The sequence below is a fragment of the Klebsiella sp. CSG-1 genome (genome assembly GCF_056521145.1).
The window spans coordinates 181,322-205,795 of sequence record NZ_JBWNLD010000004.1; the positions used below are offsets into that span (position 1 = coordinate 181,322).

General features: G+C 56.4%; 23 protein-coding genes. 11 read left to right on the plus strand and 12 right to left on the minus strand.

The features are described from left to right. Positions 1-11: 11 nt before the first annotated feature. Positions 12-1,610: an ABC transporter substrate-binding protein gene (locus AC007G_RS11855; protein ID WP_047664851.1), complete on the minus strand. Its 1,599-nt coding sequence runs from the start codon at positions 1,608-1,610 to the stop codon at positions 12-14. A gap of 262 nt (positions 1,611-1,872) precedes the next feature. On the opposite strand from AC007G_RS11855, the gene AC007G_RS11860 reads away from it, so the two are divergent. Continuing rightward, the gene (locus AC007G_RS11860) at positions 1,873-3,306 is read left to right on the plus strand and encodes an aldehyde dehydrogenase (protein WP_142630607.1); all 1,434 of its coding nucleotides are present in this window, start codon (positions 1,873-1,875) and stop codon (positions 3,304-3,306) included. A 248-nt stretch (positions 3,307-3,554) separates the two neighbouring features. On the opposite strand, the gene AC007G_RS11865 is transcribed toward AC007G_RS11860, so the two are convergent. Next, complete coding sequence (locus AC007G_RS11865) at positions 3,555-4,340, minus strand: alpha/beta fold hydrolase (RefSeq protein ID WP_032696283.1); 786 nt, start codon at positions 4,338-4,340, stop codon at positions 3,555-3,557. A gap of 71 nt (positions 4,341-4,411) precedes the next feature. Then, positions 4,412-4,585, minus strand: coding sequence for a GhoT/OrtT family toxin (locus tag AC007G_RS11870; RefSeq protein WP_004861568.1), 174 nt, complete (start codon positions 4,583-4,585; stop codon positions 4,412-4,414). A 190-nt stretch (positions 4,586-4,775) separates the two neighbouring features. Between AC007G_RS11870 and yncL the strand changes: the two genes are divergently transcribed. After that, positions 4,776-4,871 (plus strand): stress response membrane protein YncL, encoded by a 96-nt coding sequence (gene yncL, locus AC007G_RS11875; protein ID WP_064610873.1) that lies wholly within the window; start codon positions 4,776-4,778, stop codon positions 4,869-4,871. A gap of 49 nt (positions 4,872-4,920) precedes the next feature. On the opposite strand, the gene AC007G_RS11880 is transcribed toward yncL, so the two are convergent. Further along, positions 4,921-5,208: a hypothetical protein gene (locus AC007G_RS11880; RefSeq protein WP_131063813.1), complete on the minus strand. Its 288-nt coding sequence runs from the start codon at positions 5,206-5,208 to the stop codon at positions 4,921-4,923. A 615-nt stretch (positions 5,209-5,823) separates the two neighbouring features. Here AC007G_RS11880 and AC007G_RS11885 point away from each other — a divergent pair. After that, on the plus strand, positions 5,824-5,946 hold the full coding sequence (locus AC007G_RS11885) for a small membrane protein (protein WP_086816685.1): 123 nt from the start codon (positions 5,824-5,826) through the stop codon (positions 5,944-5,946). Between the two features lie 528 nt (positions 5,947-6,474). Here AC007G_RS11885 and AC007G_RS11890 read toward each other — a convergent pair. Both AC007G_RS11890 and AC007G_RS11895 read right to left on the minus strand, forming a co-directional pair. Continuing rightward, positions 6,475-6,648 carry a GnsA/GnsB family addiction module toxin gene (locus AC007G_RS11890; protein ID WP_032687879.1) on the minus strand — a complete coding sequence of 58 codons (174 nt, stop codon included), beginning with the start codon at positions 6,646-6,648 and terminating at the stop codon, positions 6,475-6,477. A gap of 118 nt (positions 6,649-6,766) precedes the next feature. Continuing rightward, positions 6,767-6,958, minus strand: a complete 192-nt coding sequence (locus AC007G_RS11895) for a hypothetical protein (protein ID WP_155274639.1) — start codon at positions 6,956-6,958, stop codon at positions 6,767-6,769. Between the two features lie 266 nt (positions 6,959-7,224). Here AC007G_RS11895 and AC007G_RS11900 point away from each other — a divergent pair, with 266 nt between their 5' ends. After that, complete coding sequence (locus tag AC007G_RS11900; RefSeq protein ID WP_032699977.1) at positions 7,225-7,620, plus strand: hypothetical protein; 396 nt, start codon at positions 7,225-7,227, stop codon at positions 7,618-7,620. 1,031 nt (positions 7,621-8,651) lie between these two features. On the opposite strand, the gene patD is transcribed toward AC007G_RS11900, so the two are convergent. The 6 genes from patD to AC007G_RS11930 all read right to left on the minus strand — a co-directional run bounded on the left by patD (position 8,652) and on the right by AC007G_RS11930 (position 15,719). Continuing rightward, positions 8,652-10,076 carry an aminobutyraldehyde dehydrogenase gene (gene patD / locus AC007G_RS11905; protein ID WP_046852572.1) on the minus strand — a complete coding sequence of 475 codons (1,425 nt, stop codon included), beginning with the start codon at positions 10,074-10,076 and terminating at the stop codon, positions 8,652-8,654. Between the two features lie 22 nt (positions 10,077-10,098). Then, complete coding sequence (locus AC007G_RS11910; RefSeq protein WP_032687882.1) at positions 10,099-10,905, minus strand: ABC transporter permease; 807 nt, start codon at positions 10,903-10,905, stop codon at positions 10,099-10,101. Next, positions 10,895-11,824, minus strand: coding sequence for an ABC transporter permease (locus AC007G_RS11915; RefSeq protein WP_046852573.1), 930 nt, complete (start codon positions 11,822-11,824; stop codon positions 10,895-10,897). The genes AC007G_RS11910 and AC007G_RS11915 overlap by 11 nt, the downstream gene beginning before the upstream one ends. 1 nt (position 11,825) lies before the next feature. After that, positions 11,826-12,839: an ABC transporter ATP-binding protein gene (locus AC007G_RS11920; RefSeq protein WP_032687884.1), complete on the minus strand. Its 1,014-nt coding sequence runs from the start codon at positions 12,837-12,839 to the stop codon at positions 11,826-11,828. A gap of 17 nt (positions 12,840-12,856) precedes the next feature. Then, positions 12,857-14,002 (minus strand): putative ABC transporter substrate-binding protein YdcS, encoded by a 1,146-nt coding sequence (gene ydcS, locus AC007G_RS11925; protein WP_032699980.1) that lies wholly within the window; start codon positions 14,000-14,002, stop codon positions 12,857-12,859. A gap of 304 nt (positions 14,003-14,306) precedes the next feature. Continuing rightward, complete coding sequence (locus AC007G_RS11930) at positions 14,307-15,719, minus strand: aminotransferase-like domain-containing protein (protein WP_032687886.1); 1,413 nt, start codon at positions 15,717-15,719, stop codon at positions 14,307-14,309. Positions 15,720-16,049: 330 nt separating this feature from the next. On the opposite strand from AC007G_RS11930, the gene AC007G_RS11935 reads away from it, so the two are divergent. The 7 genes from AC007G_RS11935 to AC007G_RS11965 are packed head-to-tail and all read left to right on the plus strand — an operon-like array spanning position 16,050 to position 24,377. Continuing rightward, a complete protein-coding gene (locus tag AC007G_RS11935) occupies positions 16,050-17,525 on the plus strand; it encodes an MFS transporter (protein WP_064794262.1) in 1,476 nt (491 codons plus the stop codon). Then, on the plus strand, positions 17,522-19,051 hold the full coding sequence (locus AC007G_RS11940; RefSeq protein ID WP_142630606.1) for an FGGY family carbohydrate kinase: 1,530 nt from the start codon (positions 17,522-17,524) through the stop codon (positions 19,049-19,051). Before AC007G_RS11935 ends, AC007G_RS11940 begins: the two co-directional genes overlap by 4 nt. An 8-nt stretch (positions 19,052-19,059) precedes the next feature. Beyond that, on the plus strand, positions 19,060-20,739 hold the full coding sequence (locus tag AC007G_RS11945; RefSeq protein WP_046852577.1) for a glycerol-3-phosphate dehydrogenase/oxidase: 1,680 nt from the start codon (positions 19,060-19,062) through the stop codon (positions 20,737-20,739). After that, the gene (locus AC007G_RS11950) at positions 20,736-22,298 is read left to right on the plus strand and encodes an FAD-binding oxidoreductase (RefSeq protein ID WP_064794265.1); all 1,563 of its coding nucleotides are present in this window, start codon (positions 20,736-20,738) and stop codon (positions 22,296-22,298) included. Before AC007G_RS11945 ends, AC007G_RS11950 begins: the two co-directional genes overlap by 4 nt. After that, positions 22,295-22,873, plus strand: a complete 579-nt coding sequence (locus AC007G_RS11955) for a glycerol-3-phosphate responsive antiterminator (protein ID WP_032687892.1) — start codon at positions 22,295-22,297, stop codon at positions 22,871-22,873. Before AC007G_RS11950 ends, AC007G_RS11955 begins: the two co-directional genes overlap by 4 nt. Before the next feature lie 13 nt (positions 22,874-22,886). After that, positions 22,887-23,201 (plus strand): putative quinol monooxygenase, encoded by a 315-nt coding sequence (locus tag AC007G_RS11960; protein ID WP_032687893.1) that lies wholly within the window; start codon positions 22,887-22,889, stop codon positions 23,199-23,201. 9 nt (positions 23,202-23,210) lie between these two features. After that, the gene (locus AC007G_RS11965; RefSeq protein WP_064384991.1) at positions 23,211-24,377 is read left to right on the plus strand and encodes an iron-containing alcohol dehydrogenase; all 1,167 of its coding nucleotides are present in this window, start codon (positions 23,211-23,213) and stop codon (positions 24,375-24,377) included. The last annotated feature ends 97 nt before the right edge of the window (positions 24,378-24,474 follow it).

Here is a 24,474-nt window from a genome sequence, read left to right on the forward strand (position 1 = left end):
CTCCTTTCGGCTTAGTTCAATTTAACCTTCGAAAAATCGCTCCCCATCAGGCTCACACTATACCCGCTAACGTTGCTGCGCGTGGCGTAGAAGGTTTTCCCGGTCGCCAGGGTAATCCATGGCGCCTGCTGATAAAAGATCTCTTGCGCCTGACCATATAGCGCGGCGCGTTGTTGCGGATCGCTGACCAGGATCGCTTTTTTGACCAGCGCGTCATACGACTTATCGCACCAGCGGGCAACGTTGGAGCCGCTCTTGATATTATCACAGCTCAGCAACGTCCCGGCAAAGTTGTCCGGGTCGCCATTGTCCGACATCCAGCCAAACAGGGCGCTGTCGTGTTCGCCTTTACGCATGCCGGAGAGATATTCCCCCCACTCATAGGTGACGATTTTGGCCTTGATGCCCACTTTGCTCCAGTCGTTCTGAATCATTTCAGCAATGCGGCGCGAATTGGGGTTGTAGGGGCGCTGTACCGGCATCGACCACAAGGTCACCTCCGCCCCTTTTTCCAGCCCGGCCTGCTTCAGCAGCGCTTTAGCCTTTTGCGGATCGTAGGCGTAATCCGGCAGATCTTTCTTATAACCGAGCATATTCGCCGGCAGTGGAGATTTGGCCACCACGCCCGAATCCATAAACACCGCTTTGACGATTGCCTGTTTGTCGGTGGCGTAGTTCAGCGCCTGACGTACCAGCACGTTATCAAACGGTTTTTTCTCGGTATTAAACGCCAGATAGCCGACGTTCAGCGCTTCAACAGCATGCAGCGCCAGATCTTTATTGCCCTTGATCGCGGCAAACTGCACCGGCGACGGCGCCGGGATAATCTGACATTCGTTGGTTTGCAGCTTCGCCAGGCGAGTCTCGACATTCGGGGTGATGGAGAAAATCAGATGCTTTGTCGGCACCTCGCCTTCCCAATAATGCGGATTGGCAATGTAGCGGATAAGCGAATCGACTTTATACTGCTGAAGCGCATACGGACCGGTCCCGACAGGCCAGGTATCAACATACTCCGGCGTGCCTTTCTTCATCATGGCATCGGCGTATTCCGCGGAGAGTATTGAGGCAAAATCCATTCCCCAGTCGGCGAGGAAGGCGGCATTCGGCTCCGTCAGTACAAACTGGACATGATAATCATCGACCTTTTTCACCTCTTTAATCAGCTTATCCAGCCCGACATCGTGAAAATATTCATAGTTGCCTTGCGAAACGTTATGGTACGGATGTTTCGCATCCTGTTGACGCAGGACGGAGAACAGCACGTCATCGGCGTTGAAATCGCGGGTCGGAGTAAAGTACTTATTGCTGTTGAACTTCACTCCTTTACGCAGGGTAAAGGTCCAGGTTTTGCCATCTGGCGACACGGTCCACGCAGTGGCCAGCGAAGGGATCGGCGTGTTTTTAACCGGATCAAAGGTGATCAGACGGTTGTAGAGCACCTGTGAGCTGGCCACAAACGAGGGGCCGGAGCTGGCAATCTGTGGGTTAAATGATTCCGGCGAGGCTTCGGAGCAATAGATCAGCGTATCGTTACCGGCCGCCCATGCGACGCCGGCCGGCAGCCATGCGCTTAACGCCAGCGCAATCAACGTTTTCCCTGTAGACATGGTTATAAACCTTATCAATTTGTTATAAGTGCTCTAATAACAGCACAGCGGCATGCAACCGGCAAATAATCAATCGGTATCAGGTTATGCTGAAAGCGCTGTTTTCGCCGGTTTATTGTCCAGTCCGGGCCAGCCTGCTGAAGTTGTGAACTGCCTATAAAAGCCGAAAAAAAACGTGCGATAACCGCCCTGCCTGCTCCACGCGGTCTCGTCGCCCGATACACTCGGAAAACCGCAGAACGCCGCACAACGAGGTTTTCCCATGACAATAACCTGCAACTTATATACCCAAGGCCAGTGGCATGATGCTGAAGGCCAGGCCACCTTTACCCGTGCCAATCCGCTCAGCGAACAGCCCGCGTCCATCGCATCGGCGGCAAGCCTGGCCGATGCCCGACGCAGCGTCGAAGCCGCCGCTGCCGCCTTCCCGCAATGGCGCGATACGCCCCCCGCCGAACGTCGTCGCCTGCTGCTGGAGGCGGCGGAGCAAATGCAGCATCGTGAAGCAAAATTCATCGCCGCCATGTCAGCTGAGACGGGTGCGACGGCGCACTGGGCGGGTTTTAACGTTCATCTTGCCGCCGACATTTTGCGTGAGGCCGCCGCCCTCACCACCCAGATTGAAGGGCAGATTATTCCGTCTAATGTACCGGGCAATCTGGCCATGGCCGTGCGTCAGGGGGCTGGGGTGGTACTGGGGATGGCGCCGTGGAATGCGCCGCTGATCCTCGCCACGCGCGCGGTTGCGACACCGTTAGCCTGCGGGAATACGGTGATCCTGAAAGGGGCGGAGATGTCGCCCGCCAGTCAGGCGCTGATTATTGATGCGCTGGCTGCGGCGGGATTACCGGACGGCGTCGTGAACTATCTCACCTGCGCGCCGGCGGATGCGCCCGCGCTGGTGGAGTCGCTTATCGCCCATCCGGCAGTGCGCCGCGTCAACTTTACCGGCTCCACGCCGGTCGGACGCATTATCGCCCGCACCTGCGGAGAGCACCTGAAACCGGCAGTGCTTGAACTCGGCGGCAAAGCGCCGCTGCTGGTCCTCGACGATGCCGATCTCGAACAAGCGGCGGCCGGCGCCCTCTTTGGCGCATTCGCTAACGCCGGGCAGATCTGTATGTCGACCGAGCGCATTATCGTCGACCAATCAATAGCCGACGCCTTTATCGCTCTGCTCAGTCGCCGCGCGGCAACGTTGCCCGCCGGGCTGATGGGGCCGGTTGTCGATATGAAGACCGTCACACGCTGCAATGAGTTGATTGACGACGCGCTGACCAAAGGGGCCCGGCTTTTAACCGGTGGTAAAGCCGACACCACTCAGATGCGCGCCACCCTGCTTGATGGAGTGACCCGCAGCATGCGGATATGGCAGGAGGAATCCTTTGGCCCGGTAAAAGCCATTATCCGGGTGCAGGGTGAGCAGGAAGCGCTGACGGTAGCCAACGAAAGCGAATACGGGCTCTCCTCGGCGGTATACAGTCGCGACACCGCCAGGGCGTGGAATGTAGCCCAGAGATTGCAAACCGGCATTTGCCACATTAATGGCCCCACCGTGCACGATGAAGCGCAAATGCCGTTTGGCGGCTGCAAAGCTTCCGGCTACGGACGCTTCGGCGGCCGCGCAGGTATTGCCGAGTTTACCGAACTACGCTGGATAACGCTGCAGACCAGTCCGCGCGAACTGCCGTTTTAACCCCCGGATCTGCCGGTTAGCCCGTTCTCCTAACCGGCTTAAACCGCGCCAGTGAGCAGCCGTTGTGCGGAAGGCTGACCGCGGAACGGTCGCAATGCCATTGCGACCGCACGCCACGGCGAAAGGTTGCGGGTCCCTAACCAGCGCATCTCCTGCCAACCGGGCAGAAAAAGTCGTTCCCGCTGAACGCCAGCGTCTACGCACGCCACGGCTGGCGGTTCCGTCCTCCGCGCGGTCGGGCAAACTAATCACCCCGGCGATATTTCGCCGTCCGCCTGAGCACGGCTGAAGAATTGCGCCATACAATCGGCCAGGGCAACGGGATTCTCCCAGGCCATAGAGTGGCCCGCATCCGGCACCACCAGCAGCGGAATACCTGCGGCGACAACATCGTCAGCCTCCTGAGCAGGAAGCGACAGTTCACCATAAATCAGCGCCTTGCGGCAGGATAATTGCTGAAAGCGCGCGAACCAGGACGGCGACACCCCATCAACCAGGCTGCTGGCCCCTCGCCATACCGCCCAGGGGGCGCTGTTTTGCAGACACCCGGCCCAGGGAGAGGTTTCCGCTGCCAGCAAATCGGCAAAGCCGCGCGCCACAAACCCGGCTTCCGGTTGGGCGGCGATAGCCCGACTGTACATGCCACCACCGGCATAAAGATTGGGTTCGGAGACCAGCAGAGCCTGGACGCGGCGGCCCAGAAGCTCAGCCGCTTCAATGGCAATACTGCCGCCCATGCTGTGCCCGAACAGTGAGCAGCGGGTCAGTTGCAGACTGTCAAGCAGCTCCACAACAACCCGCGCCTGTTCAGCGGTGCCGTAACCAAAGGATCCAGGCTTGTCGCTATAGCCAAAGCCTGGCAGGTCGATCAGCAGGGCCCGCTGACCGGAAAAAGCCGGATCGGTCACCACGCCTGGATAATCATAAGAGGATGCACAACCCAACCCGTGAATAAAGACCACCGGATCGCCGTGCCCTGGGAAATCGAACCAGCGCACGGTCGCGCCAGCGAATGAGGAAAAATAGCTCTTCATAAGGTTACCCCGCCAACAGTTACTGTATTTTTATACAGTAACATTATGACGGTTGCCATCGCTTTATGCTGTCAGAATAACGAGACCAGCAGCGCCATCGGAAAGCTAAACGGCCAGGTGGCGCCAATCAACAGTGCGGCCAGCAGGCGAATCAACCGGCTTTCTTTTGTCAGAAACCAGCTAATGATCGCACAAATACATCCCATAACTGCATAAAAAACCAGCATCTTCTGGTATAAGGTCATTCTTCTTCCTTCCCTGATAAGCCTCATTATGATACGGAGATGAGCGGCACCAGGAGTGCGACACAGTCCGCAAAATCACACAATGAATAGCGCGCTTAATCAGCGGAAAACAGCCAATTCATCCTTGTCTGATAGCACTTCCTTTCGCCTCGTACTATACCTGTAGAGGCTTACTCATAAAGGTGGCGTTATGGATGTTTCCAGCAAAACCGTAATTCTGATTAATGTCGGCGTAGCTTTCGCGCTTATCAGCCTGTTATCTGTTCGTTTTGGTTGGTTTTACTGATTTTATTCAGCAAAGAAACCTAAAAAAGCAGCCTCTGCGGGCTGCTTTTTTACGCTTTAATCGCGACGGTTTTATCCGCGCGGGTCCGAGCCTGAAGCTCGGCATTAGCCTTTATATATTCAGGGTTATAGTCAGGCAGCAGATTAATTTTTTCATTATCCCATTCAGCCGCTGCGCAGATGGACTCGCTGACCCCCTGCTGTTCACAAAGGCTAATATGCCGGGCAGGTAAATTGCCATACACCATTGCCGTGGCGCAGGCCACTGACAGAAAAAAAGCTATTTTTTTCAAAACAAGATCAACGTCAAAGTAACAAATTATGACAAATGTTCGCATGAGCCTGCCTGTAAAGTCAAACCTCAAACATCCTTTTACCCCCTGGCCGCCGCGGCCGGACAGTGTTTTTTAACATTTGATCTACACAATGTAGTAGAACAAGTAGTAGAACAAAATGTAGTGGAACCCAAAGAGGCCTCTGTCGATCCCCTTTCATTCTCCAGCGTCCATCTCTGCAGCTTACTGGACAATATGAACAATTTGTCCTCATTGCCTCCATGAAAGTAATCTGCTCAGGTGAAATTAAAAGGGAATAACTGTCTGATGTCTTACATGACGTCGCGAAAGGTTCGACGAATAATAAAAATAGTGTATAAGAACAAACCTAAAAAACATCATAAATCATACGGTAAATTAATGAAGGATAATAAAAAAAACTCCGGAAATTGACTAAAAATGCGGAAGAACTTACACAATCCGCTCAAGAAAACCAGTAAACAAAACACCACAACACACTGTTTTATAACAAATAAACAAATCAACCGTCTATTTTAGATACTGACTGACAATGCACTTATCAGTAAATATCATTTGCGTTCTCATCTTTTAGAAATTACATTCTTAATTGCATATTTTGACCTTTTTTGCTTTTACTCATTTATTTTGGGGTGGTACATGTCTGGAATTATTGTGCTTATTGTGGCACTGCTATTGCTGGTAATTGCAGCGTATAATCTGGTTTCTTACATTCGCGATCGTCGCCAGTCTGGTTTACCGACAAAAAAATCAAAGCGATAGCTCGACGCGCGCGTGACAACATCCTGCGGATACGCCAGAAAACATTTTACTCACTGCGACTTCATGGGTGACAAATAACACCACAGTTCATGCGGGAAATAGAACATTCCGGCATCTCTACGTCCCTCTCTTACCAATTGTGCCGACGTTACAGCCACCAAAAAAAACCCCTGTATTCAATACAGGGGTTTTATTGTGGATTGCCGCAGCGACGGAAATGTTATCTGATGAGTTTTCTGTCTGTCCGCGCTGAAAGGCAGATTACACGCCCCACCCGGCGCTTATCTCCGGCACTCATTGGCTTAGCTCTTGAAGGGGCATAAGAATCCTCTCATATTTCACTGCTTCTGTTTTAGCAATAACTGCCATTGTGACTATTAGCAAGCTAATGCACGCAGAGAGTGACTATCCCGGCCGTAACAAGCTCGCGATCGCCCAGGCACCGCCTCATACTTATAGCCGACCCCTGAAGGTTGCCCCATCCGCAGCAGCAGGCATAAAAAAGGCCGCCCCGGCGACCTTTATCTTTCACATCAGCTTGATCCTGACGTCGTATCCGTCAAGACCCGACATGGTTTCGTGAGCAACAAACTCAATTTCAGAGACTTCTTGCCCCGTTTTCTTGCGCAGTTCTGCAACCTTTTTGCTAATCAGCGCCGAGATCTCTTCTTCAGCTTTACGAGTCAGCTCTTCGCTTTTCATTGGTCAACTCTCCTTGAATTTCACGATGTCGTTTAGCGTAAGGGTTGTCCCGCGTTAGCCGAAAGCCAACCCTAATCCATTATAAACAATAGGTTATCTTCATTGAAGCTGTTTTTTGTCATCGGTTGTTAGTGATATCGAGCCCCGTATCACAACGCCATTTTTTAAGCATAGTACGCCCACCCTGCAGAGGAAAGAACATGGCGGTCAGACCGTTTTTCCGCTTGAAGAGCCTCCCGGATTTGCCCAGGTCTTTGGTATAGATTGTCTCTTCTGCATCGGTAAAATTGCCTGCGGCATAGGCGCTCATGTGCCAGCCCTCTAGTGCTATTGATGCAAATTGCTGCCATGTCGTGTCAATTCGACGCACTCCCTGCCGAATACTATTCCACGCCATCAGATACCGCCTACAGAACGGCGATGTATTGCGATAAACAGGGATACTGAGAGCCATTTCCCGGCTTTGCTACTGTATTTTCTTTAACTGCACGCGAAAATACGCAATATTTAACAGCAGATCGGCGGAGAGTATTTCATCAGCCCCCTTCAGATTGTCACTATAAGGAAGAATGAATAATGGCGAGGACTTATTATCTCGGTTGTGTTCTGCTGCTGGCCTCCTCATCCGCCAGTGCGGGATGCTGGGTTATTGAAAACTTGCGGGGTTCTGGCGCCTATGAGTACAACCAATTTGCCATTAAAAACGATGGTTTCGCCGAGAAAGTAGTGGTGGTAAATATTGATAAAAAATCCCCTTCCGTGACCGACAGCATCATGAACTACACCGTGTTAAGCCCAACGGCCATGACCGGAACCTATGCCACGGAGCTGGGGCTGACTATCCAGACATGGCAAATTTCCACCGATGAGACCAAAGCGATGATGACGATTAACCGAACCAACAAAAATAACGTCTTACAGGATGCCGTCGCATCTTTTATCGGCGATGTTAAAGCCAGATGTGACCATTAATCTCTCCTGTTGCTGCGCTCCTTGGACAATTCAGGCAGCCATAGCGCGGCGACGATCTCCGAACGGCACCTTCGCCGTTCACGGTTCAGCGGCTTCCCCATCATGGCGGCAACAGACATTCGGCTTCTGTCGGCATTTAATGTTTTATCATCATGGTCTCTCACCTCCGTTTATCGCCGGGTGCGGTGTGTTATAACTAAGTACCCCCGGAAAGCAGGGCCACGGAAAAGTCTAAAACATAACTTTGGAGAGTGTTGACAGGTGCACGCGATAAGAAAGTTCAGTCTGATTTGGTGTATTAGTTTAACCGGTTGTGTTGTCGCCGATATGGATTCAAGTAACTATGACTATTTTCCATATGTTCAGACGTTCCAGAATCCGCAGACGATGGGCCATACTAACGTGCAAAAACGCCGAAATGATTTGTACGAGTGCGGCGTGGACAGAAAGTTTTCGCTCAATTCATGGGATAACAAATTCATTCGTAACGGTGTGCCGCCCGGTGAAACAATAGCAGAGCACGACGCCAGAACTAAAAAAATCGAGGACTGTATGAAGTCAAAAGGATATGTACTTCTGGATTTCTCGGAATGCGGACCACGAAAAAAACCGAGCGGTTTGTGTAATTAGCGCTGGTTCGATAAAGTCAGGCCCCGGACTGGATTAACAACCACGCCCCTGATGGTGTGGATTATGAGCCCGTCACCAGCTCAGGTCATTGTCTGGCGGAAGATGGAAGCGTCGCTCCCCTACCATTACCAGCGCCACCGGGTTCAAACACCGGAAAGCGCATGAGTCTCGACATACATTTGCATTCCGGGCAATAAACGCCGGGGCAAACCCACGTTTTATCACCTACCAGTACACCTCTGCACAAATGGTTTTCAGCGTTTACGGGAAAGGGATGTGCGCCCAAAATGGCGATCAGATTGCCCTGTTGAACAGTCATGCTGACCTCAATGTCGCACAGATGCCCCATAAAAAAGTGGCTGGAATATAAAAACAATTTATTACAGCCACTTAACATCACATCAATGCTTTATCATCACATGACGCACGACGGTGTAGTCTTCCAGGCCGTACATCGACATATCCTTACCATAGCCGGAAAGTTTCTGCCCACCGTGCGGCATCTCGCTGACCAGCATAAAGTGCGTATTGACCCAGGTACAGCCGTACTGCAGACGCGCGCTCAGACGATGAGCCCTGCCCACATCGCGAGTCCATACCGACGAAGCCAGGCCGTACTGCGAGTCGTTGGCCCATGCCAGCACCTGATCTTCATCGCTGAACGACGTCACGCTGACCACCGGGCCAAACACCTCACGCTGAACAATATCATCCTCTTGCTTTGCGCCAGCCAGCAGCGTCGGCTGATAGAAATATCCCTTGCCAGCCACCTGACTTCCTCCGGTCACCACCTGGATATGCGGTAACGCGCGTGCAGCTTCAACCGCTGCGCTGACCCGCTCCAGATGCGCCTGAGAACTCAGCGGCCCCAGTTCAGTGGCGGGATCGTCCGGCTGGCCAATTTTCAGCGTGGCCACGGCCGCGCCCAGTTTCTCCACCAGCCGATCGTAGATCCCCTGCTGGGCGTAAATGCGACAGGCAGCGGTACAATCCTGCCCGGCATTATAAAAACCGAAGGTTCTCACCCCTTCCACCACGGCATCGATATCCGCATCGTCAAACACGATCACCGGCGCTTTGCCGCCCAGTTCCATATGCGTGCGTTTTATCGATGAAGCCGTATGGCCGATAATATGGGCGCCGGTGGCAATCGACCCGGTGAGCGACACCATGCGCACTTTCGGATGGCCGGTCAGCGGATCGCCCACGGTTTTACCTCGGCCAAACAGCACGTTCAGCACGCCGGCAGGGAGAATCTCTCTGGACAGCTCAGCCAGCTTCAGCGCCGTCAGCGGCGTAATCTCTGACGGCTTGATGACCACGCAGTTGCCGGCCGCCAGCGCCGGCGCCAGCTTCCACGCCGCCATCATTAACGGATAGTTCCACGGCGCGATAGAGGCCACCACGCCAACCGGATCCCGGCGAATCATCGAGGTGTGCCCCTCCAGGTATTCGCCCGCCGCCATGCCCGGCAGACAGCGTACCGCGCCGGCAAAGAAGCGGAACACATCGGCGACGGCGGGCAGCTCATCGTTCATCACGCAGTGCAGCGGTTTGCCGCAGTTTAAGGACTCCAGCTTCGCCAGCGCTTCAGCGTGGTCGGTAATCGCCTCCGCCAGCTTTAACAGAGAGTCCGCGCGGGTTTTCGGCGTCGTCTGGCTCCAGCTGACAAAAGCCCGATCCGCTGCCTCAACCGCCGCGTTGACCTGGGCCTCCGTAGCTTCCGCAATCTCCAGAATGACCTCACCATTAGCAGGATTGAATACTGGCACCATTTCGCCTTCACCCGCCACTAACTCACCGTTAATCAAAAGGTTATGTTGCATAGCATTATCCTGTAGAAATAAATTATTTACTGTTTTCAGCGCTCATGTCGCTATCACGGGTAAGCCACCAGGCACCCAAAATGGGTATCGTCGTCACCAGCATCACCAGCAACGCGACCACGTTGGTCACCGGTACATCGCGCGGGCGCCCCAGCTGATTCAACAACCACAGCGGCAAGGTCCGCTCATGTCCGGCGGTAAATGTCGTAACGATAATTTCATCAAACGATAACGCGAACGCCAGCATTCCTCCCGCCAGCAGCGCCGATCCCAGATTCGGCAGCACCACATAGCGAAAGGTCTGCCAGCCCGTTGCGCCTAAATCCATTGATGCCTCCACCAGACTCCACGACGTCCGGCGAAAACGGGCGATGACATTATTGAACACCACCACCACGCAAAACGTGGCATGCCCCACGACGATAGTGAGCAGGCCAGGTTCCAGATTAATCGCCTTAAAGGCCGTCAACAGCGCAAGTCCGGTAATAATCCCCGGCAGCGCGATCGGCAACAGCAGCAGTAACGACACGGCATTTTTGCCAAAAAACGTACTGCGCCATAATGCGCCTGCAGCCAACGTGCCAAGTACCAGCGCAATCGCCGTCGACATCGCGGCGATTTTAAGTGACAACGTCACGGCTTCGATAATATCGCTGCGCCCTGCCGCCTCGCTGAACCAGCGGAGCGTCAGCCCCTGAGGTGGAAAGCTAAAGGCGGCATCTTCGGTATTGAACGCATACAGCGCGATAATCAGCAGCGGAAAATGGAGGAAAATCACTCCGCCCCAGGTGGCGACTTTGAGGAACAGCGGTGCCCGTTCAGAGTGCATCGAACGCTCCCAGGCGCTTCACGAACGCCAGATAGAGGGCAATCAGCACAATCGGTACCAGGGTAAATGCGGCTGCCATCGGCATGTTGCCGATCGCCCCCTGCTGGGAATAGACCATATTGCCAATAAAGAAGCCGGGCGGCCCCACCAGCTGCGGAACGATAAAGTCCCCCAGCGTCAGGGAGAAGGTAAAAATCGATCCGGCGGCAATGCCAGGGATCGCCAGCGGCAGAACCACGTGGCGGAACGTCTGCCGCGGGCGGGCGCCAAGATCGGCGGAAGCCTGAAGCAGCGAAGGCGGCAAGCGTTCCAGCGCCGCCTGTACCGGCAGGATCATAAACGGCAGCCAGATATAGACGAACACCAGAAAACGGCCGAGGCCTGAGGTCGACAGCGTATTTCCGCCGACCGCCGGAATCGTCAGTACCAGGTTCAACACCTCCTCCAGCCCGAGATGCCCGAGAAACCATTGCGCCACGCCATCTTTCGCCAGCAGTAACGTCCAGGCGTAGGCCTTCACGATATAGCTCGCCCACATGGGCAGCATGACGGCAATATAGAAGAATGCTTTCATTTTGCCGCGGGTATAGCGAGCCATATACCACGACATCGGCAAAGCCAGCACCGCGCTGGCAATCGTCACCGACAGCGCCATCACCAGCGTGCGGACAATGATGTCGTAGTTCGCCGGATTAAACAGCGCTTTAAGGTTGGCAAGCGTCAGATCCGTGGTGACCGACATGGTGAAATCATCAAAGGTATAGACGCTTTGCCACAGTAAAGTCAGCAGCGATCCCAGATAGACAATGCCGAACCACATTAACGGACCCAGCAGGAGTAAGAACAGGCCCAGCGATGGCCTGCGCCAGAAGAGTCCGGACAGACGCCCGGACGGCGCGCGTGGAATGACCATCGTCATCTCAGCCCCCTTGTTCCAAAGGCACCATCGCCGAACGTGACCACGAAGCCAGCACCGTTTGTCCGGTCTGCGGCGCGCTGGATGCCATCCCGCCATCGCTGTTCGCCTGGCTGACCAGCAGCTTGTCGCCATTCGCCAGCTTCAGTTCGATACGCGTTGCGGCCCCCTGGTACTGAACCGCCTGCACCACGCCCTGAACCTGCACTTCTCCGCCGCTGTTCAGGCGAATATGTTCCGGTCGCAGTGACCAGACCCCGCGCATCCCGCACAGCCGGGCGGCAAGATCGCTATCAAATACGTTAGCGGTACCGACGAAGCCGGCGACAAACGCGGTTTTGGGACGCAGATAGAGATCGTGCGGGGCATCAACCTGCTCGATACGCCCGTTATTAAAGACCGCCACCCGGTCGGACATCGACAGCGCTTCGCCCTGGTCGTGGGTGACGAAGATAAAGGTGATCCCCAGCGTCTGCTGGAGCTTTTTTAGTTCAACCTGCATCTGCTCGCGCAGCTTTAGGTCCAGCGCGCCGAGCGGCTCATCAAGCAGCAGCACCCGCGGTTCATTCACCAGCGCACGGGCAATCGCCACCCGCTGCCGCTGTCCGCCGGAGAGCTGTGACGGTTTGCGGGTGTGCACAAAGCCGAGGGCCACCTTTTCCAGCGCCTCCTGCGCGCGAAAATGGCGCTCCTTTTTACCGATGCCTTTGACCATCAGCCCGTAGGCAACGTTATCGAGGATCGACATATGCGGAAACAGCGCATAGTCCTGAAAGACGGTATTCACGTCGCGCTGCCACGGCGGCAGCTCACTGGCCTTGTGCCCGTAAATTGAAATCGCCCCGCCGGAGAGCTGCTCAAATCCGGCGATCAGCCGCAGGCAAGTGGTTTTGCCGGAGCCGGACGGCCCCAGCATGGAGAAAAACTCGCCATCACGGATCCCCATGTTGACGCCGTCCACTGCGCGAACGTCACCATAGAAACGTGAGACGTTGTGAAACTCTACCGCGTACGTCATGTTCTGCCTCCGGCCGATTACCGGCCGCCCATAATCGCGATATAGTCCTGTGTCCAGCGGCTGTAAGGTACGTATTTACCCCCTTCGGCTACCGGCGTTTTCCAGAATGCAATTTTAGAGAACTCGTTGTAGCCATTGGTTTCGCAACCTTTGTCACCCAGTAGCGCGCTCGCCTTACAGCCTTGCGGTACCACCGGCAACGAGCCGAACCACGCCGCCACGTCGCCCTGTACCTTCGGCGTCAGCGACCAGTTCATCCATTTATAGGCGCACACCGGATGTCTGGCGTCGCTATGTAACATCGTGGTATCCGCCCAGCCGGTCACCCCCTCTTTCGGGAAGACGGTGGCAACCGGCTGGCCGTCGGCTTTTAAGCCGTTGGCCTGGTATGGCCACGCGCTCGAGGCCACCACGCCTTCGTTTTTGAAGTCGCTCATCTGAACGGTGGTGTCATGCCAGTAGCGGTGGATTAACCCATGCTGAGCGCGCAGCACCTTCAGCACCGCCTGATACTGTGCTTCGGTCAACTGGTAGGGATCGGTGATACCCAGCTGCGGCTGGGTGGCTTTCACGAACAGCGCCGCATCGGCAATATAGATAGGCCCGTCGTAGGCCTGGACGCGCCCTTGATTACTTTTACCATCGGAGAGTTTTTGCTCGACAAAGACCACGTTCCAGCTGTCTGGCGGCGTCGGGAATATTTTGGTGTTGTACATCAGCAGGTTTGGTCCCCACTGGTACGGGGTGCCGTAAACTTTACCACCGACGTTAAACCAGGCGCCTTTTTCAACGCGGGGGTCGAGGGTAGACCAGTTGCTAATCAGGGCCGTATTAATGGGCTGCACCCGCTTGCCCATAATTAAGCGCAAGGAGGCGTCACCCGAGGCGGTGACCAGATCGTACCCTCCTTTCGCCATCAGGCTGACCATCTCATCGGAAGTGGCGGCCGTTTTCACATTCACCTGACATCCGCTCTCTTTTTCAAACTGGGTGACCCAGTCATAATTTTTATCCGTCTGGCCACGCTCGATATAGCCCGGCCAGGCGATAATATCGAGCCGGCCTTCTCCTTTATCCAGCGAAGCGGGCGGTTCAGCGGCCTGCGCGGTCAGGATCGCCATACCCAGCGCACAGAGGCTGCCACGGGCAATTTTTTTGCTCATCGGGTGTTACTCCTGTCACAATAAAATTAGCGGCAGCCGTGCCGTAAAAATATCTCCCTTAATAACCATAGACGGCGCACTTACGCCCCCCGGAGAAATTTATTCAGGTTGTGACAAGGGGCGCATTCCACAAAAATCGATGAATACCTGGCAACAATATGGATTATAGACAAGGAGTTAGAGGCAGGATACGACTATGCGTATTTCCTATGACCACGGCCGGTAAAATATTAACCGGCCGGGCTTGATAATAATATTTAGTTATTTCATCAGCGGCTGTTTAGCCGTATAAAAAATCAGATCTTCAGCTCAGCTGCTCACGAATAAGTTCGCCGAGTCGTTTAACCCCTTGTTCTTCTCTTTCTCCCCAGCCCCACGCGGTATTAAAGCGGAAAAAAGAGGTCCAGCTGGCGGTGGTAGAAAACATTTTCCCGGGGGCAATACTGATGTTATCGCGCAATGCCCTGGCGCTCAGCTCTCCGGCATCAGCCCCTTCCGGCAGTTCGAGCCACAAAAAGTAGCCGCTGTCGCTGTGATGGATTTTCACCTCGGCGGGCAGATGGCGCAGCAGCGCCTGCCAGGCCTGCTGTTTACGCTCAGCCAGCTGGCGACGCAGGCGGCGGAGATGGGCGTCATAGCGCCGGGTAGAGAGGTAATCGACCAGCGCCATCTGCATCGGCGAACTGGTGGAGAGCGTGCTCATTAACTGCAGCTGCTGAATACGTCGGGCATGTTTACCGGCCGCCACCCAGCCGATTCGAAAACCGGGCACCAGGCATTTTGAGAACGAACTGCAGTGCAGCGTCATCTCCTGCCGGTCCCAGAATTTGGCGGGGAGCGGTTTTTCGCGGCCAAAATAGAGTTCGCTGTAGACATCATCTTCAATCAGCACCACGTTATAGCGCGCCAGCAGATCCACCAGCTGCGCCTTTTTCGCCGCACTCAGCGTAAAGCCGAGCGGATTCTGTCCGTTGGTCATCAGCCAGCAGGCCTTAACCGGGTAACTCTGCAAGGCCTGCTCCAGCGCGGCTAAATCAATCCCCTCTTTGACATCCGTCGCCACCGACAGCGCTTTCAACCGCAGCCTTTCCAGCGCCTGCAGCGCGCCGTAAAAACAGGGGTTTTCCACCACCACCCAGTCTCCTGGCTCCGTCACCGCCTGCAGGCTGAGATTCAGCGCTTCCAGGGCACCCGCGGTAATAACGATTTCGTCCGGCGAGATATTCATCCCCTGCAGCGCGTAGCGCCGGGCAATCGCGTGGCGTAGCTCATCATTGCCCGGCGGCAGATTCTCAATGACGCTCATGGCGGTCGCAGTTTTGCTCACCTGCGCCAGCGATCGATTAAGCTGCTGGAGCGGAAACAGTCGCGGGTCGGGAAATGCCGAGGCGAAGGGCAGCATCGAAGCCCGGCGGCTGGCCTGCAGCACCTCAAAAATGTAGGTGTTGATATCCACCGCTTCATCACGGGTCACCTGCGCAGGCGGTGGCGGCTGGCGGAGTCTGACTGGTTTTGGCGCCACGTAGTAGCCGGACTGCGGACGGGCAATAATCCGGCCCTGACTTTCCAGCAGCTGGTAGGCATGGCTGACGGTCATAAAACTCATCCCGCTGCTAACTACCTGCTCGCGTAGCGAAGGCAGCCGATCGCCGGGTTGCCAGACGCCGAGCGCAATCTGTTCGGTCAACTGCTGCGCAAGCTGCTGATACTTTTTCATGAGGAGTCTCGCGGTTCAGGTTTGCGCCTATAGTATATCAGCAATGAAAAAATAGCCGTTTATAAAAACTGTTATAGCTCTGGTCGCGCCGATTTCTGGTCCCGACGCTATCGACACTGGCTATTTTTTAGATCTTATTCTTAACAAATGAGTTACATGTCACAAATTGCACGTAAAGCTTTCCCGGCGCTTTGACACCCGCCGTTCACCGCTCTAGAGTTCAGCCTACAGATTTTAGATTAGAGACTATCTGTCATTCATTAAGATGGTCTCTCATTGCCTTTCCTGTATGTAGCGGCCTTCTTTCGAATATTTGCAAAGGGGACCGCTATGTCTGTTCATAAAAATACAAGCAAAAAAAATATTCGCGGCATTGACGATATAATTCAGTTTATCGATGCACAGCCGAATATTACAGGTAAAGCCGGCATTATCTGGTGGCTGGCACTCGGCGGGTTATTTTTAGACGCCTTCTCTAATTCAGCATTAAGCGCCGGGCTCAATCCGATGACCCGGGATTTACAGCTAAGCGCTACGGACGTGGCGATGCTGACCTCTTTTTCTTCATGGATTGCCATTATTTTTAATCCCGTCGGCGGCTGGATCGCCGACCGCTGGGGGCGGGTCACGCCGCTGATTGCGGCAAAAATATGTGCCGTTCTCGGTGCCCTTCTCGTCACTTTCTCCCATGATTTCAATTTGATACTTACTGGCCGATTCTTTGTGGGCATAGCCTACGGCATGGATTTCGCGGTGGCGATGGCGCTGCTCGCGGAGTTTACCCCGGCGCGCTTTAAAAGCCGGCTCAATACCTGGCAAGGAGTCTGGTATGTCGCCGTCTGCTTAAATCTGGTACTGGCGTTGTTATTTTATTCATGGCAGGTCGGCGATACTATCTGGCGCTATTCGGTGGCCGCAACCGCGCTTTGCGGAATAATCATTTTGCTGCTGCAAATACGTTATCTGGTTGAAAGTCCGGTGTGGTTAGCGCGTAAATCGCGCCTGCCTGATGCGGTCACAGCGATGCAAAAAATATATGGCGATCGTTTTATTCTCGCCCCCACCAGCGAACAAAAACCGATAATTGGCCAGGCGCAAAAAGGAATTAAAAACGTTTTGCTTATTTTTCGCGGTGTCTATTTACCTCGTACAATTCTGGCATCGACGGTACAGATCTGTCAGTCGATTCAATATTTCGGCGTGGGCTGGTATCTCCCGGTCATCAGCGCCAGTCTGTTCGGTAAAAACTTTGTCTACGCAACTCTTGGTTCACTATTTTTTAACATATTCGGTATTGTCGGCGGTTTTCTGTCACCGGAGATCGGTCGTCGTCTCGGTCTGCGCCGCTCCTCCGCTATCGGCTTCGCCATCGCTTTTCTGGTCCTGCTCACTCTCGGTTTGTTCAGCGACGGCATGCCGCTGTGGGTATCGCTGATGGTACCGGCTCTGTTTATTCTGTTTCATTCCGGCGGTCCGGGCGCCAACGGTAAGAGTCTGTCTTCTCTCTCCTTTCGCAGCGAATTACGCGCCGGAGCCAACGGCATCGTCGGCGCGTTAGGGGCGATTGGCGCTGCCATCGGTCTGTTTGTTTTCCCCATCTTTCGTGAAATGTACGGGCTACAGTCGACCTTTTTGATCATGTCGGCCGTCCCGCTTTGCGCCAGCATCGTCTGCTTCGTTATCTCCTGGGATCCGACGCGCACCACGATCCAACCGGATAACGAACCTGGCGCGCCGCAATTTTTACCCCCATCCCATCCCCCCCTGCAGCCTGTCGCGCAGGAAACAGGCCGAGGCACAAAATGAATGCACCGCAAAACGTTATTCTGTCGATTGATGAAGGTACTTCCGGCACCCGCGCGGCGGTCGTCGGTCAGGACGGACAGGTTCACTGTCTGGAATATCACCCGCTTCGAGTCATCAGCCCACGTCACGGCGTGGTGGAACAAGATGCCAACGAGATCCTGACTATGACGCTGGCGGTATGTCGCAAGACCATCGCCAAGGCGCAAAGCCGCAACATGCACATTCAGGCACTGGCTATCGCCACCCAGCGCTCCACCGCCGTACTCTGGGATCGCGAGAGCGGCCAGGCGCTGGTACCGGCGATGGTCTGGCAAGATGCTCGCTATGCCCGGACACTGGCGGACAAAGCCGGCGAATGGGACCAACCGTTGCTGAATCACACCGGCCGTCCGGTGGGGATTCGCTCGCCGTACCTGTGGGCCGCCCGCCATATTGCCGACACCCCGGCGATCGCAGCGGCGCACCGGGCCGGACGCCTGATGTTTGGGACCATCGATAGCTGGCTGCTCTGGCATCTCACCGAGGAGCGGCGCTGTCTGTCCACGCCGACCAATGCCACCTCGGCCGGCGCCTATCAGCTACGGGATCACCGTTACTACGCCCCGTGGCTGGCAGAGCTGGCCTTCCCGAGCGGACTGTTACCCACTCTGGTCGATGATGGGGAGATACTCGGCACCACGCAAAAATCGTTGCTCGGCATCGCCGTGCCGGTACTGGCCTGCATGGGCGATCAGTTTGCCGGCGCCGTCGGTCTGGGCTGCATCGCGCGCGGTCAATCCTTGTGTATGCACGGCACCGGCAGTTTTGTCGATCTGCTGGTTGGCGACCAGCTCCCGGCACTGCACGAGGCCGGTGAAAGCACGCTGGTGATGACCGCCAGACGCCAGCATGGGAAATCCCACTATTCCGTCGAAACCTTCGTCCCCACCAGCGGATCCGCCCTTAACTGGGTATGTGAAAATCTGGGTTGGTTCGACACCCCGGAGCAGATCAGCGATCTGGCAGCGCAAACCGCCAGCGCTGGCGGCGTAAGCTTTATTCCGGCGCTAACCGGGCTTCGGGTTCCGGTGCTGCAACCGCAGGCCCGCGCCTCGCTCAACGGTATTTCCATCTCCAGCACCCGCGCGCAGATAGCCCGGGCGATTCTCGAAGGCATCGCCCATTCGGTGGCCGCCTGCATTCGCGCCAACGAACAGGCCACCGGCCTCAGCGTCAGTGAACTGGTGGTGGGTGGTGGAATGTCCAACAGCGACACCCTGATGCAAATTCAGGCCGATCTGAGCGGCATTCCGGTTCTCAGAATGGCCGAAACGGCGCGCGCCAGCCTGCGAGGAGCCGCGTTTCTCGCCGGTTCCGGCGGTCTGCTCTGGGACTCATTACACGCGGCCTGTCAGACCGTGCAGGTCGCCCGTCGATTTATGCCATCCATAAATAGTGAATGCCGCCGGCAGCAGCGAACCCTCTGGGAGAGCCGTATCGCCCAGGAGCTGGCTACGGCCGCCACCCCATCTCATAATCAGGAGTAAAGGCGTTGATGAAGTTTTTTCCGTCCCGTAAAGCCAACAAAGCGCGCAGCGAGATGTTCGACACCGCTCCGCTGCGCCTGCAGCGCGAAGAACAGCTGGACCGGCTGGCCAGCGATACTTTTGATATTTTGATCGTCGGCGGCGGCGTCACCGGCGCCTACACCGCGCTGGACGCCAGCCTGCGTGGCTATCGCGTGGCGCTGGTGGAAAAGAACGACTTTGCCTCCGGCACCTCGTCCAAATCATCAAAAATGGTCCACGGCGGCCTGCGCTATATCGAACAGGGGAATTTAGGGCTGGTGCGCCACTCGCTGCTTGAGCGTCAGCGTCTGCGCCGCAATGCCCGCCATCTGGTTCAGCGCCTGCCGTTTATGTTTCCGGTGCTGGATAAAAACGGCATTTTCGACAAACGCATGGCCTCCGCCTTTGAGAGCCTGCTGTGGACTTACGATCTGGCCGGCGGCTGGCGAGAAGGCATTCTGCACCAGAAACTCACGCCGGCGGAGGTGCTCTCCCACTGCCCGACGCTTAATGAAGAACAGCTTTCCGGCGGATTTATGTACTTTGACGCCAGAGTCGATGACGCCAGGCTGACGCTGGCCCTGGTACGCACCGCCGCATTTCACGGGGCGACGGTGGTGAACCATGCTCAGGTGATCGCCACGACCCGCGATGGTCATGGCAAAGTGAACGGCGTGCGGATCCTGGCCGACGAGCATGAGCTCGCGGTCAAAGCCCGGGTGGTGATTATGGCCACCGGCGTGTGGCTGCGCGACTGGGACGGGCAGAAAAAAGGCGCCTCGTCGGCACTACAAATCCGTCCGGCAAAAGGCGTCCATGTCGCGATTCCGTGGCTTAAAATTCGCAATGACTGCACGGTCACCATCCCCGTCGCCGGGCGCAAACGCCGCGCTACCATTACCCGTTGGGGCAATGTCTCCTATCTGGGTACCACCGATGAAGATTATGACGGTGACCTGGACGATGTGTGCTGCACCCGGGAAGAGCTGGATTTTCTGCTGGATGGTGCCAATTCCGCGCTCAAAACCCAGCTCACCGCGCAGGATGTGGTGGGCAGTATTGCCGGTTGCCGCCCGCTGATAGGCAGCCCCGGCGGAAAAACCGTGGAACTGAAGCGCAATCACGAAATTAACGTCGCGCCGGACGGCCTGATTACGATTGTCGGCGGCAAACTGACAACATCCCGGCATATGGCGGAGCAGACCGTCGATACGGCCGCGAAACTGCTGGGACGCAAACGCGCCTGCTCCACCAAAAACGCCTTTTTACTTGGGGCCGCTGGCTATGATCCGCAGGCAATTCTCGCTTCCGGCGGGCTCTCTGCCCATCTCGGTGAGCGTTATGGCGCCGAAGCCCATTTTGTCAGCGACCTCATCCACGCCAACCCGGGGTTAGACACGCCGATTATTGCCGGTCTGCCTTACACCGAAGCCGAAGTGGTTTACGCCATTCGCCATGAGCTGGCCGGCAGCGTCGACGACATTTTGTCACGTCGCTTACGCGCCCGGCTGATGGCGCGGGATGCCTCGGCCGCCGCCGCCGACCGCGTCGGCGAACTCTTACAGCAGGAACTCAACCTGGCCCCGGCAGTCGTTGCGCAGCAAATTGCCGCCTACCGGGCCGCCGTTAAACATGAAAAATCCATCCTTATGGGGAGCGCAGAATGATCAGTAAAGAAGCGATTAAGCGTGGTTATAACCGCGGCAATTATCTTGTCGGCGTCCACACGCCACCGGGCTGGGCCGCACAAAGTCAGGTCGAGGGCCGCGGGCACAGCCTGCAACGTGACCCTGTCACTGTGAGTGAAAGCATTGTTGACCAGCTGCGTAGCGTAGCTAACGAGGTGCTCACCGCCCGTCATGATGTCTTGAACTGGACCCGCGACTGGTGGGCTGGCTCGATGATCGCCGAGACCGATGGCAACCCGGCGACCCCAATTGCGGTTATCGTCCGCGTCTCCCGCGTCGAGCAGGTTCAGGAGGTGGTCAGAATCGCCCATCGCCACCATCTGCCGCTAACGGTTTCCGCCGGACGCAGCAACGTTACCGGCGCCGCGTTGCCGGTGCGCGGCGGCATTGTGCTCGACGTCTGTGACCTCAACCAACTGCTGACGTTTGACCCGGACAGCCAGATTGTTGAGGTAGAAGCCGGGATGTTTGGCGATATCTTCGAACAAACCATTCAGCAGGAGTACGGCATGACGATGGGCCACTGGCCCTCCTCGTTTGGCATCAGCACGGTGGGCGGATGGGTCGCCTGTCGCGGCGCCGGTCAACTGTCGACCCGCTACGGGAAAATTGAAGATATGGTCTACGGCATGGATGTGGTGCTGGCTGATGGACGCTTAATTACCGTCGGCGGTGCGCCGCGCAGCGCCATCGGACCGGACATTCAGCAGCTGTTTATCGGCTCTGAGGGGACGCTGGGCGTCATTGTGCGCGTACGCCTGAAACTGCATCGCCTGCCGGAGTATGGCCGCGCCATCGCCTGGGGTTTCACCAGCTTTGCCGACGGCCTCGAAGCCTGCCGGCAGATCCTCCAGCACGGCGCAACCCCCGCTGCCCTGCGGCTGTACGATAACCTCGAAAGCGGCGTGCAGTTCTCCTTACCGGATACCAACGTTCTGTTGATTGCCGATGAGGGCGAAAAGGAGCTGGTAGACGCGGTGATGGCCATCTCGGCGCGCGTCTGTGAGCAATGCCAGGGACAGCCGCTGGAGAGCGATCCGATATTTGAGCGCTGGCTGGATACCCGCTATCTCACCGGGAAAAGCGCCGAAGGGTTTGCCCGCAGCCCAGGCCTGGTGGCCGATACCCTGGAGATGGTTGGCCGCTGGCGAGATCTGGCCACTCTCTATGAGGAGGTCGTCGCCGCCATTAACGCCGTCCCGGGTACCCTCGCCGGCTCCGCCCATCAGTCTCACGCCTATGTCGACGGCGCCTGTCTGTACTTTTCGCTGCGCGGAGATGTTGCCGTGAAGGAGCGAGCGGCCTGGTATCGCGCAGCCTGGGACGCGGCAAACGCGGTGCTGATTCGCCATAACGCGTCTCTCAGCCATCATCATGGCGTAGGTTTATTACGTTCGCCCTATATGCAGGCCGCCTTAGGCGAAACGCTGAATGTGATGGCGGAGATCAAAGCTGCACTCGATCCACACCGTATTCTCAATCCGGGGAAACTGGGGTTGAGCGATGAATACGTTTCGCGCCCGGCAGGTCAACAATGATCAAAAACCTCGGCACGCAGCTGGCGTGCCACCCGATGATTATGGCGATCTACGGCATCGACCAGTTAAAAGTGGCGCTCACCAGTCGGGCGCAGGTCTGCATTATTGCCAATATCGATCTGATTAAACTCCAGCCGGTGATTACCCTGCTGGCCAAGGCAGACAAGTATGTGATCGTCAATATCGACAGCTGCAACGGCTTGTCGCAGGATAAAGGCGGGATCGACTATATTGCCGAAACCGGCGCCATGGGGCTGCTCTCTACGCGCCTGCAGACCGTGCAGCGGGCAAAAAAAAGCGGACTGGTAACGATGCAAAAGATCTTTGTCACCGATCGTTCGACCTGGCTTCGCAGCCTGCATGCGCTGGAGCAGAGCGAGCCCGATTACGTGCAGCTGATGCCGGCCCCGATGCTCGCCATGTTGCCGCAGGCCGATCGCCAGCGCCTGCCGCCCATTGTCGCATCCGGGTTTGTCAGTAATGAAGCGCAAATCCGCGCGGCGCTTGCCAGCGGCGCGACGGCGGTCTCCAGCAGCGATAGTGCGCTGTGGAATCTGCCCCTTTCAACGAAATAACGCGGAGCTTTCTATGGGAAATCAGCAGTTACAGGTCATCGCCCACTACTACACTCGTCCGGATGAGATTGAGCACGTGGCAACCGCATTGCACGCCCTCGCAGCAGCCACGCGTCAGGAGACGGACAATCTCTCCTATGCCTTCTTTCAGTCCCGGGAAGATCGTCGGCACTTCGTGATCCTCGAGCGTTATCGCCACGCAGGCGGGCTCGATGCGCACAGGGCGACCCCGCATTTTCAACACCTGGGCCTCGAAGTGATAGCCCCGTTGCTGGATAAAAAAGAGGTGGAGAGCTTTTTAGTTCCGCAGACAGACAACGACAGATAAGGAGTCAGTATGCCCCCATCAGGAAAGGCCTTCACCTTCACCACCGTCGGGACCGTTCTCGTCGAATGGCAAGGTGCGACGCGACTGGGCGAAATCGTCCAGCGCTACTTTCAGGCCAGGCGAATCTTACTGGTCACCGACCCCGGCCTGGTGAGCGCCGGTGTGCTGGCACCGGTGGAGGACGCATTGCGCCGCAGCGGCTATACGGTAACCCGATTCGACCGGGTCGTCGCCGACCCGCCCGCCGAGTTGGCCCTGCGTGCGGCGGAACAGGCCCGTGAGGCACGCTGCGACATGGTCATTGGGATCGGCGGCGGCTCCTCGCTGGATGTGGCGAAAATGGCCGCCGTGATCGCGCCGTCGCAGCAGCCGCTCGAGGCGATGTACGGCATGGATAAGGTCGAAGGGACGCGTCTGCCGCTGATGCAAATCCCGACGACGGCCGGAACCGGGTCCGAAGTGACCAACATCGCGATTCTCACCACCGGTGAAAACAGCAAAATGGGCGTTGTGGCCCCGCAACTGTATTGCGATGTGGTCCTGCTGGATGCCCACCTGACGCTCGGCTTGCCCCCGGTGCATACCGCGGCCGCCGCAATTGATGCGATGGTCCATGCCATCGAAGCCTATACTAGCGCCCATAAAAAAAATCCGCTATCGGATGCGCTGGCCCGCGAAGCGCTGCGGTTGATGACTCGTCATCTGCTCAACGCTTGTCGCCACGGGCAGGATCGCGAGGCGCGCGAAGGGGTGCTACTCGGGGCGATGCTGGCAGGTCAGGCCTTTGCCAACGCGCCGGTGGCAGCCGTTCATGCGCTCGCCTATCCACTTGGCGGACGCTATCACGTGCCCCACGGCCTCTCAAACGCCCTGATGCTGATCCCCGTTTTGCATTTCAATGCTCCCGTAGCGGGGGCGCTGTATGCAGAACTTGCGGCGGCTATCGGTCTACAGACCGGTGGCGATGTGCAACGGGATAGCGCGGCATTCATTACCGAAATGACCCGTCTTATCGTTGCCAGCGGCGCGCCGCAGCGCTTGCGAGATGTCGGAGTTGAGAAAGCTCAACTGCCGCTGCTCGCCCGGGATGCCATGCTGCAAACCCGGCTGTTGGTGAATAACCCGGTGACGGTCAACGAGGGCGACGCGCTGCGGCTTTATCAACAGGCCTTTTAAGACCGTTCGCGCCGCGGATTGACTCAAGCGCAACGCGGCGCGCATTTTTTCTCCGGCGTACGCAGCGACCAGCCGCAGATAACATCCCGCTCGTGGA

Bases quoted from the DNA above. Each gene is read 5' to 3' on its own strand.
- AC007G_RS11855 (WP_047664851.1), bottom strand. From the start codon at position 1,610: ATGTCTACAGGGAAAACGTTGATTGCGCTGGCGTTAAGCGCATGGCTG.
- AC007G_RS11860 (WP_142630607.1), top strand. From the start codon at position 1,873: ATGACAATAACCTGCAACTTATATACCCAAGGCCAGTGGCATGATGCT.
- AC007G_RS11865 (WP_032696283.1), bottom strand. From the start codon at position 4,340: ATGAAGAGCTATTTTTCCTCATTCGCTGGCGCGACCGTGCGCTGGTTC.
- AC007G_RS11870 (WP_004861568.1), bottom strand. From the start codon at position 4,585: ATGACCTTATACCAGAAGATGCTGGTTTTTTATGCAGTTATGGGATGT.
- yncL (WP_064610873.1), top strand. From the start codon at position 4,776: ATGGATGTTTCCAGCAAAACCGTAATTCTGATTAATGTCGGCGTAGCT.
- AC007G_RS11880 (WP_131063813.1), bottom strand. From the start codon at position 5,208: ATGCGAACATTTGTCATAATTTGTTACTTTGACGTTGATCTTGTTTTG.
- AC007G_RS11885 (WP_086816685.1), top strand. From the start codon at position 5,824: ATGTCTGGAATTATTGTGCTTATTGTGGCACTGCTATTGCTGGTAATT.
- AC007G_RS11890 (WP_032687879.1), bottom strand. From the start codon at position 6,648: ATGAAAAGCGAAGAGCTGACTCGTAAAGCTGAAGAAGAGATCTCGGCG.
- AC007G_RS11895 (WP_155274639.1), bottom strand. From the start codon at position 6,958: ATGAGCGCCTATGCCGCAGGCAATTTTACCGATGCAGAAGAGACAATC.
- AC007G_RS11900 (WP_032699977.1), top strand. From the start codon at position 7,225: ATGGCGAGGACTTATTATCTCGGTTGTGTTCTGCTGCTGGCCTCCTCA.
- patD (WP_046852572.1), bottom strand. From the start codon at position 10,076: ATGCAACATAACCTTTTGATTAACGGTGAGTTAGTGGCGGGTGAAGGC.
- AC007G_RS11910 (WP_032687882.1), bottom strand. From the start codon at position 10,905: ATGCACTCTGAACGGGCACCGCTGTTCCTCAAAGTCGCCACCTGGGGC.
- AC007G_RS11915 (WP_046852573.1), bottom strand. From the start codon at position 11,824: ATGACGATGGTCATTCCACGCGCGCCGTCCGGGCGTCTGTCCGGACTC.
- AC007G_RS11920 (WP_032687884.1), bottom strand. From the start codon at position 12,839: ATGACGTACGCGGTAGAGTTTCACAACGTCTCACGTTTCTATGGTGAC.
- ydcS (WP_032699980.1), bottom strand. From the start codon at position 14,002: ATGAGCAAAAAAATTGCCCGTGGCAGCCTCTGTGCGCTGGGTATGGCG.
- AC007G_RS11930 (WP_032687886.1), bottom strand. From the start codon at position 15,719: ATGAAAAAGTATCAGCAGCTTGCGCAGCAGTTGACCGAACAGATTGCG.
- AC007G_RS11935 (WP_064794262.1), top strand. From the start codon at position 16,050: ATGTCTGTTCATAAAAATACAAGCAAAAAAAATATTCGCGGCATTGAC.
- AC007G_RS11940 (WP_142630606.1), top strand. From the start codon at position 17,522: ATGAATGCACCGCAAAACGTTATTCTGTCGATTGATGAAGGTACTTCC.
- AC007G_RS11945 (WP_046852577.1), top strand. From the start codon at position 19,060: ATGAAGTTTTTTCCGTCCCGTAAAGCCAACAAAGCGCGCAGCGAGATG.
- AC007G_RS11950 (WP_064794265.1), top strand. From the start codon at position 20,736: ATGATCAGTAAAGAAGCGATTAAGCGTGGTTATAACCGCGGCAATTAT.
- AC007G_RS11955 (WP_032687892.1), top strand. From the start codon at position 22,295: ATGATCAAAAACCTCGGCACGCAGCTGGCGTGCCACCCGATGATTATG.
- AC007G_RS11960 (WP_032687893.1), top strand. From the start codon at position 22,887: ATGGGAAATCAGCAGTTACAGGTCATCGCCCACTACTACACTCGTCCG.
- AC007G_RS11965 (WP_064384991.1), top strand. From the start codon at position 23,211: ATGCCCCCATCAGGAAAGGCCTTCACCTTCACCACCGTCGGGACCGTT.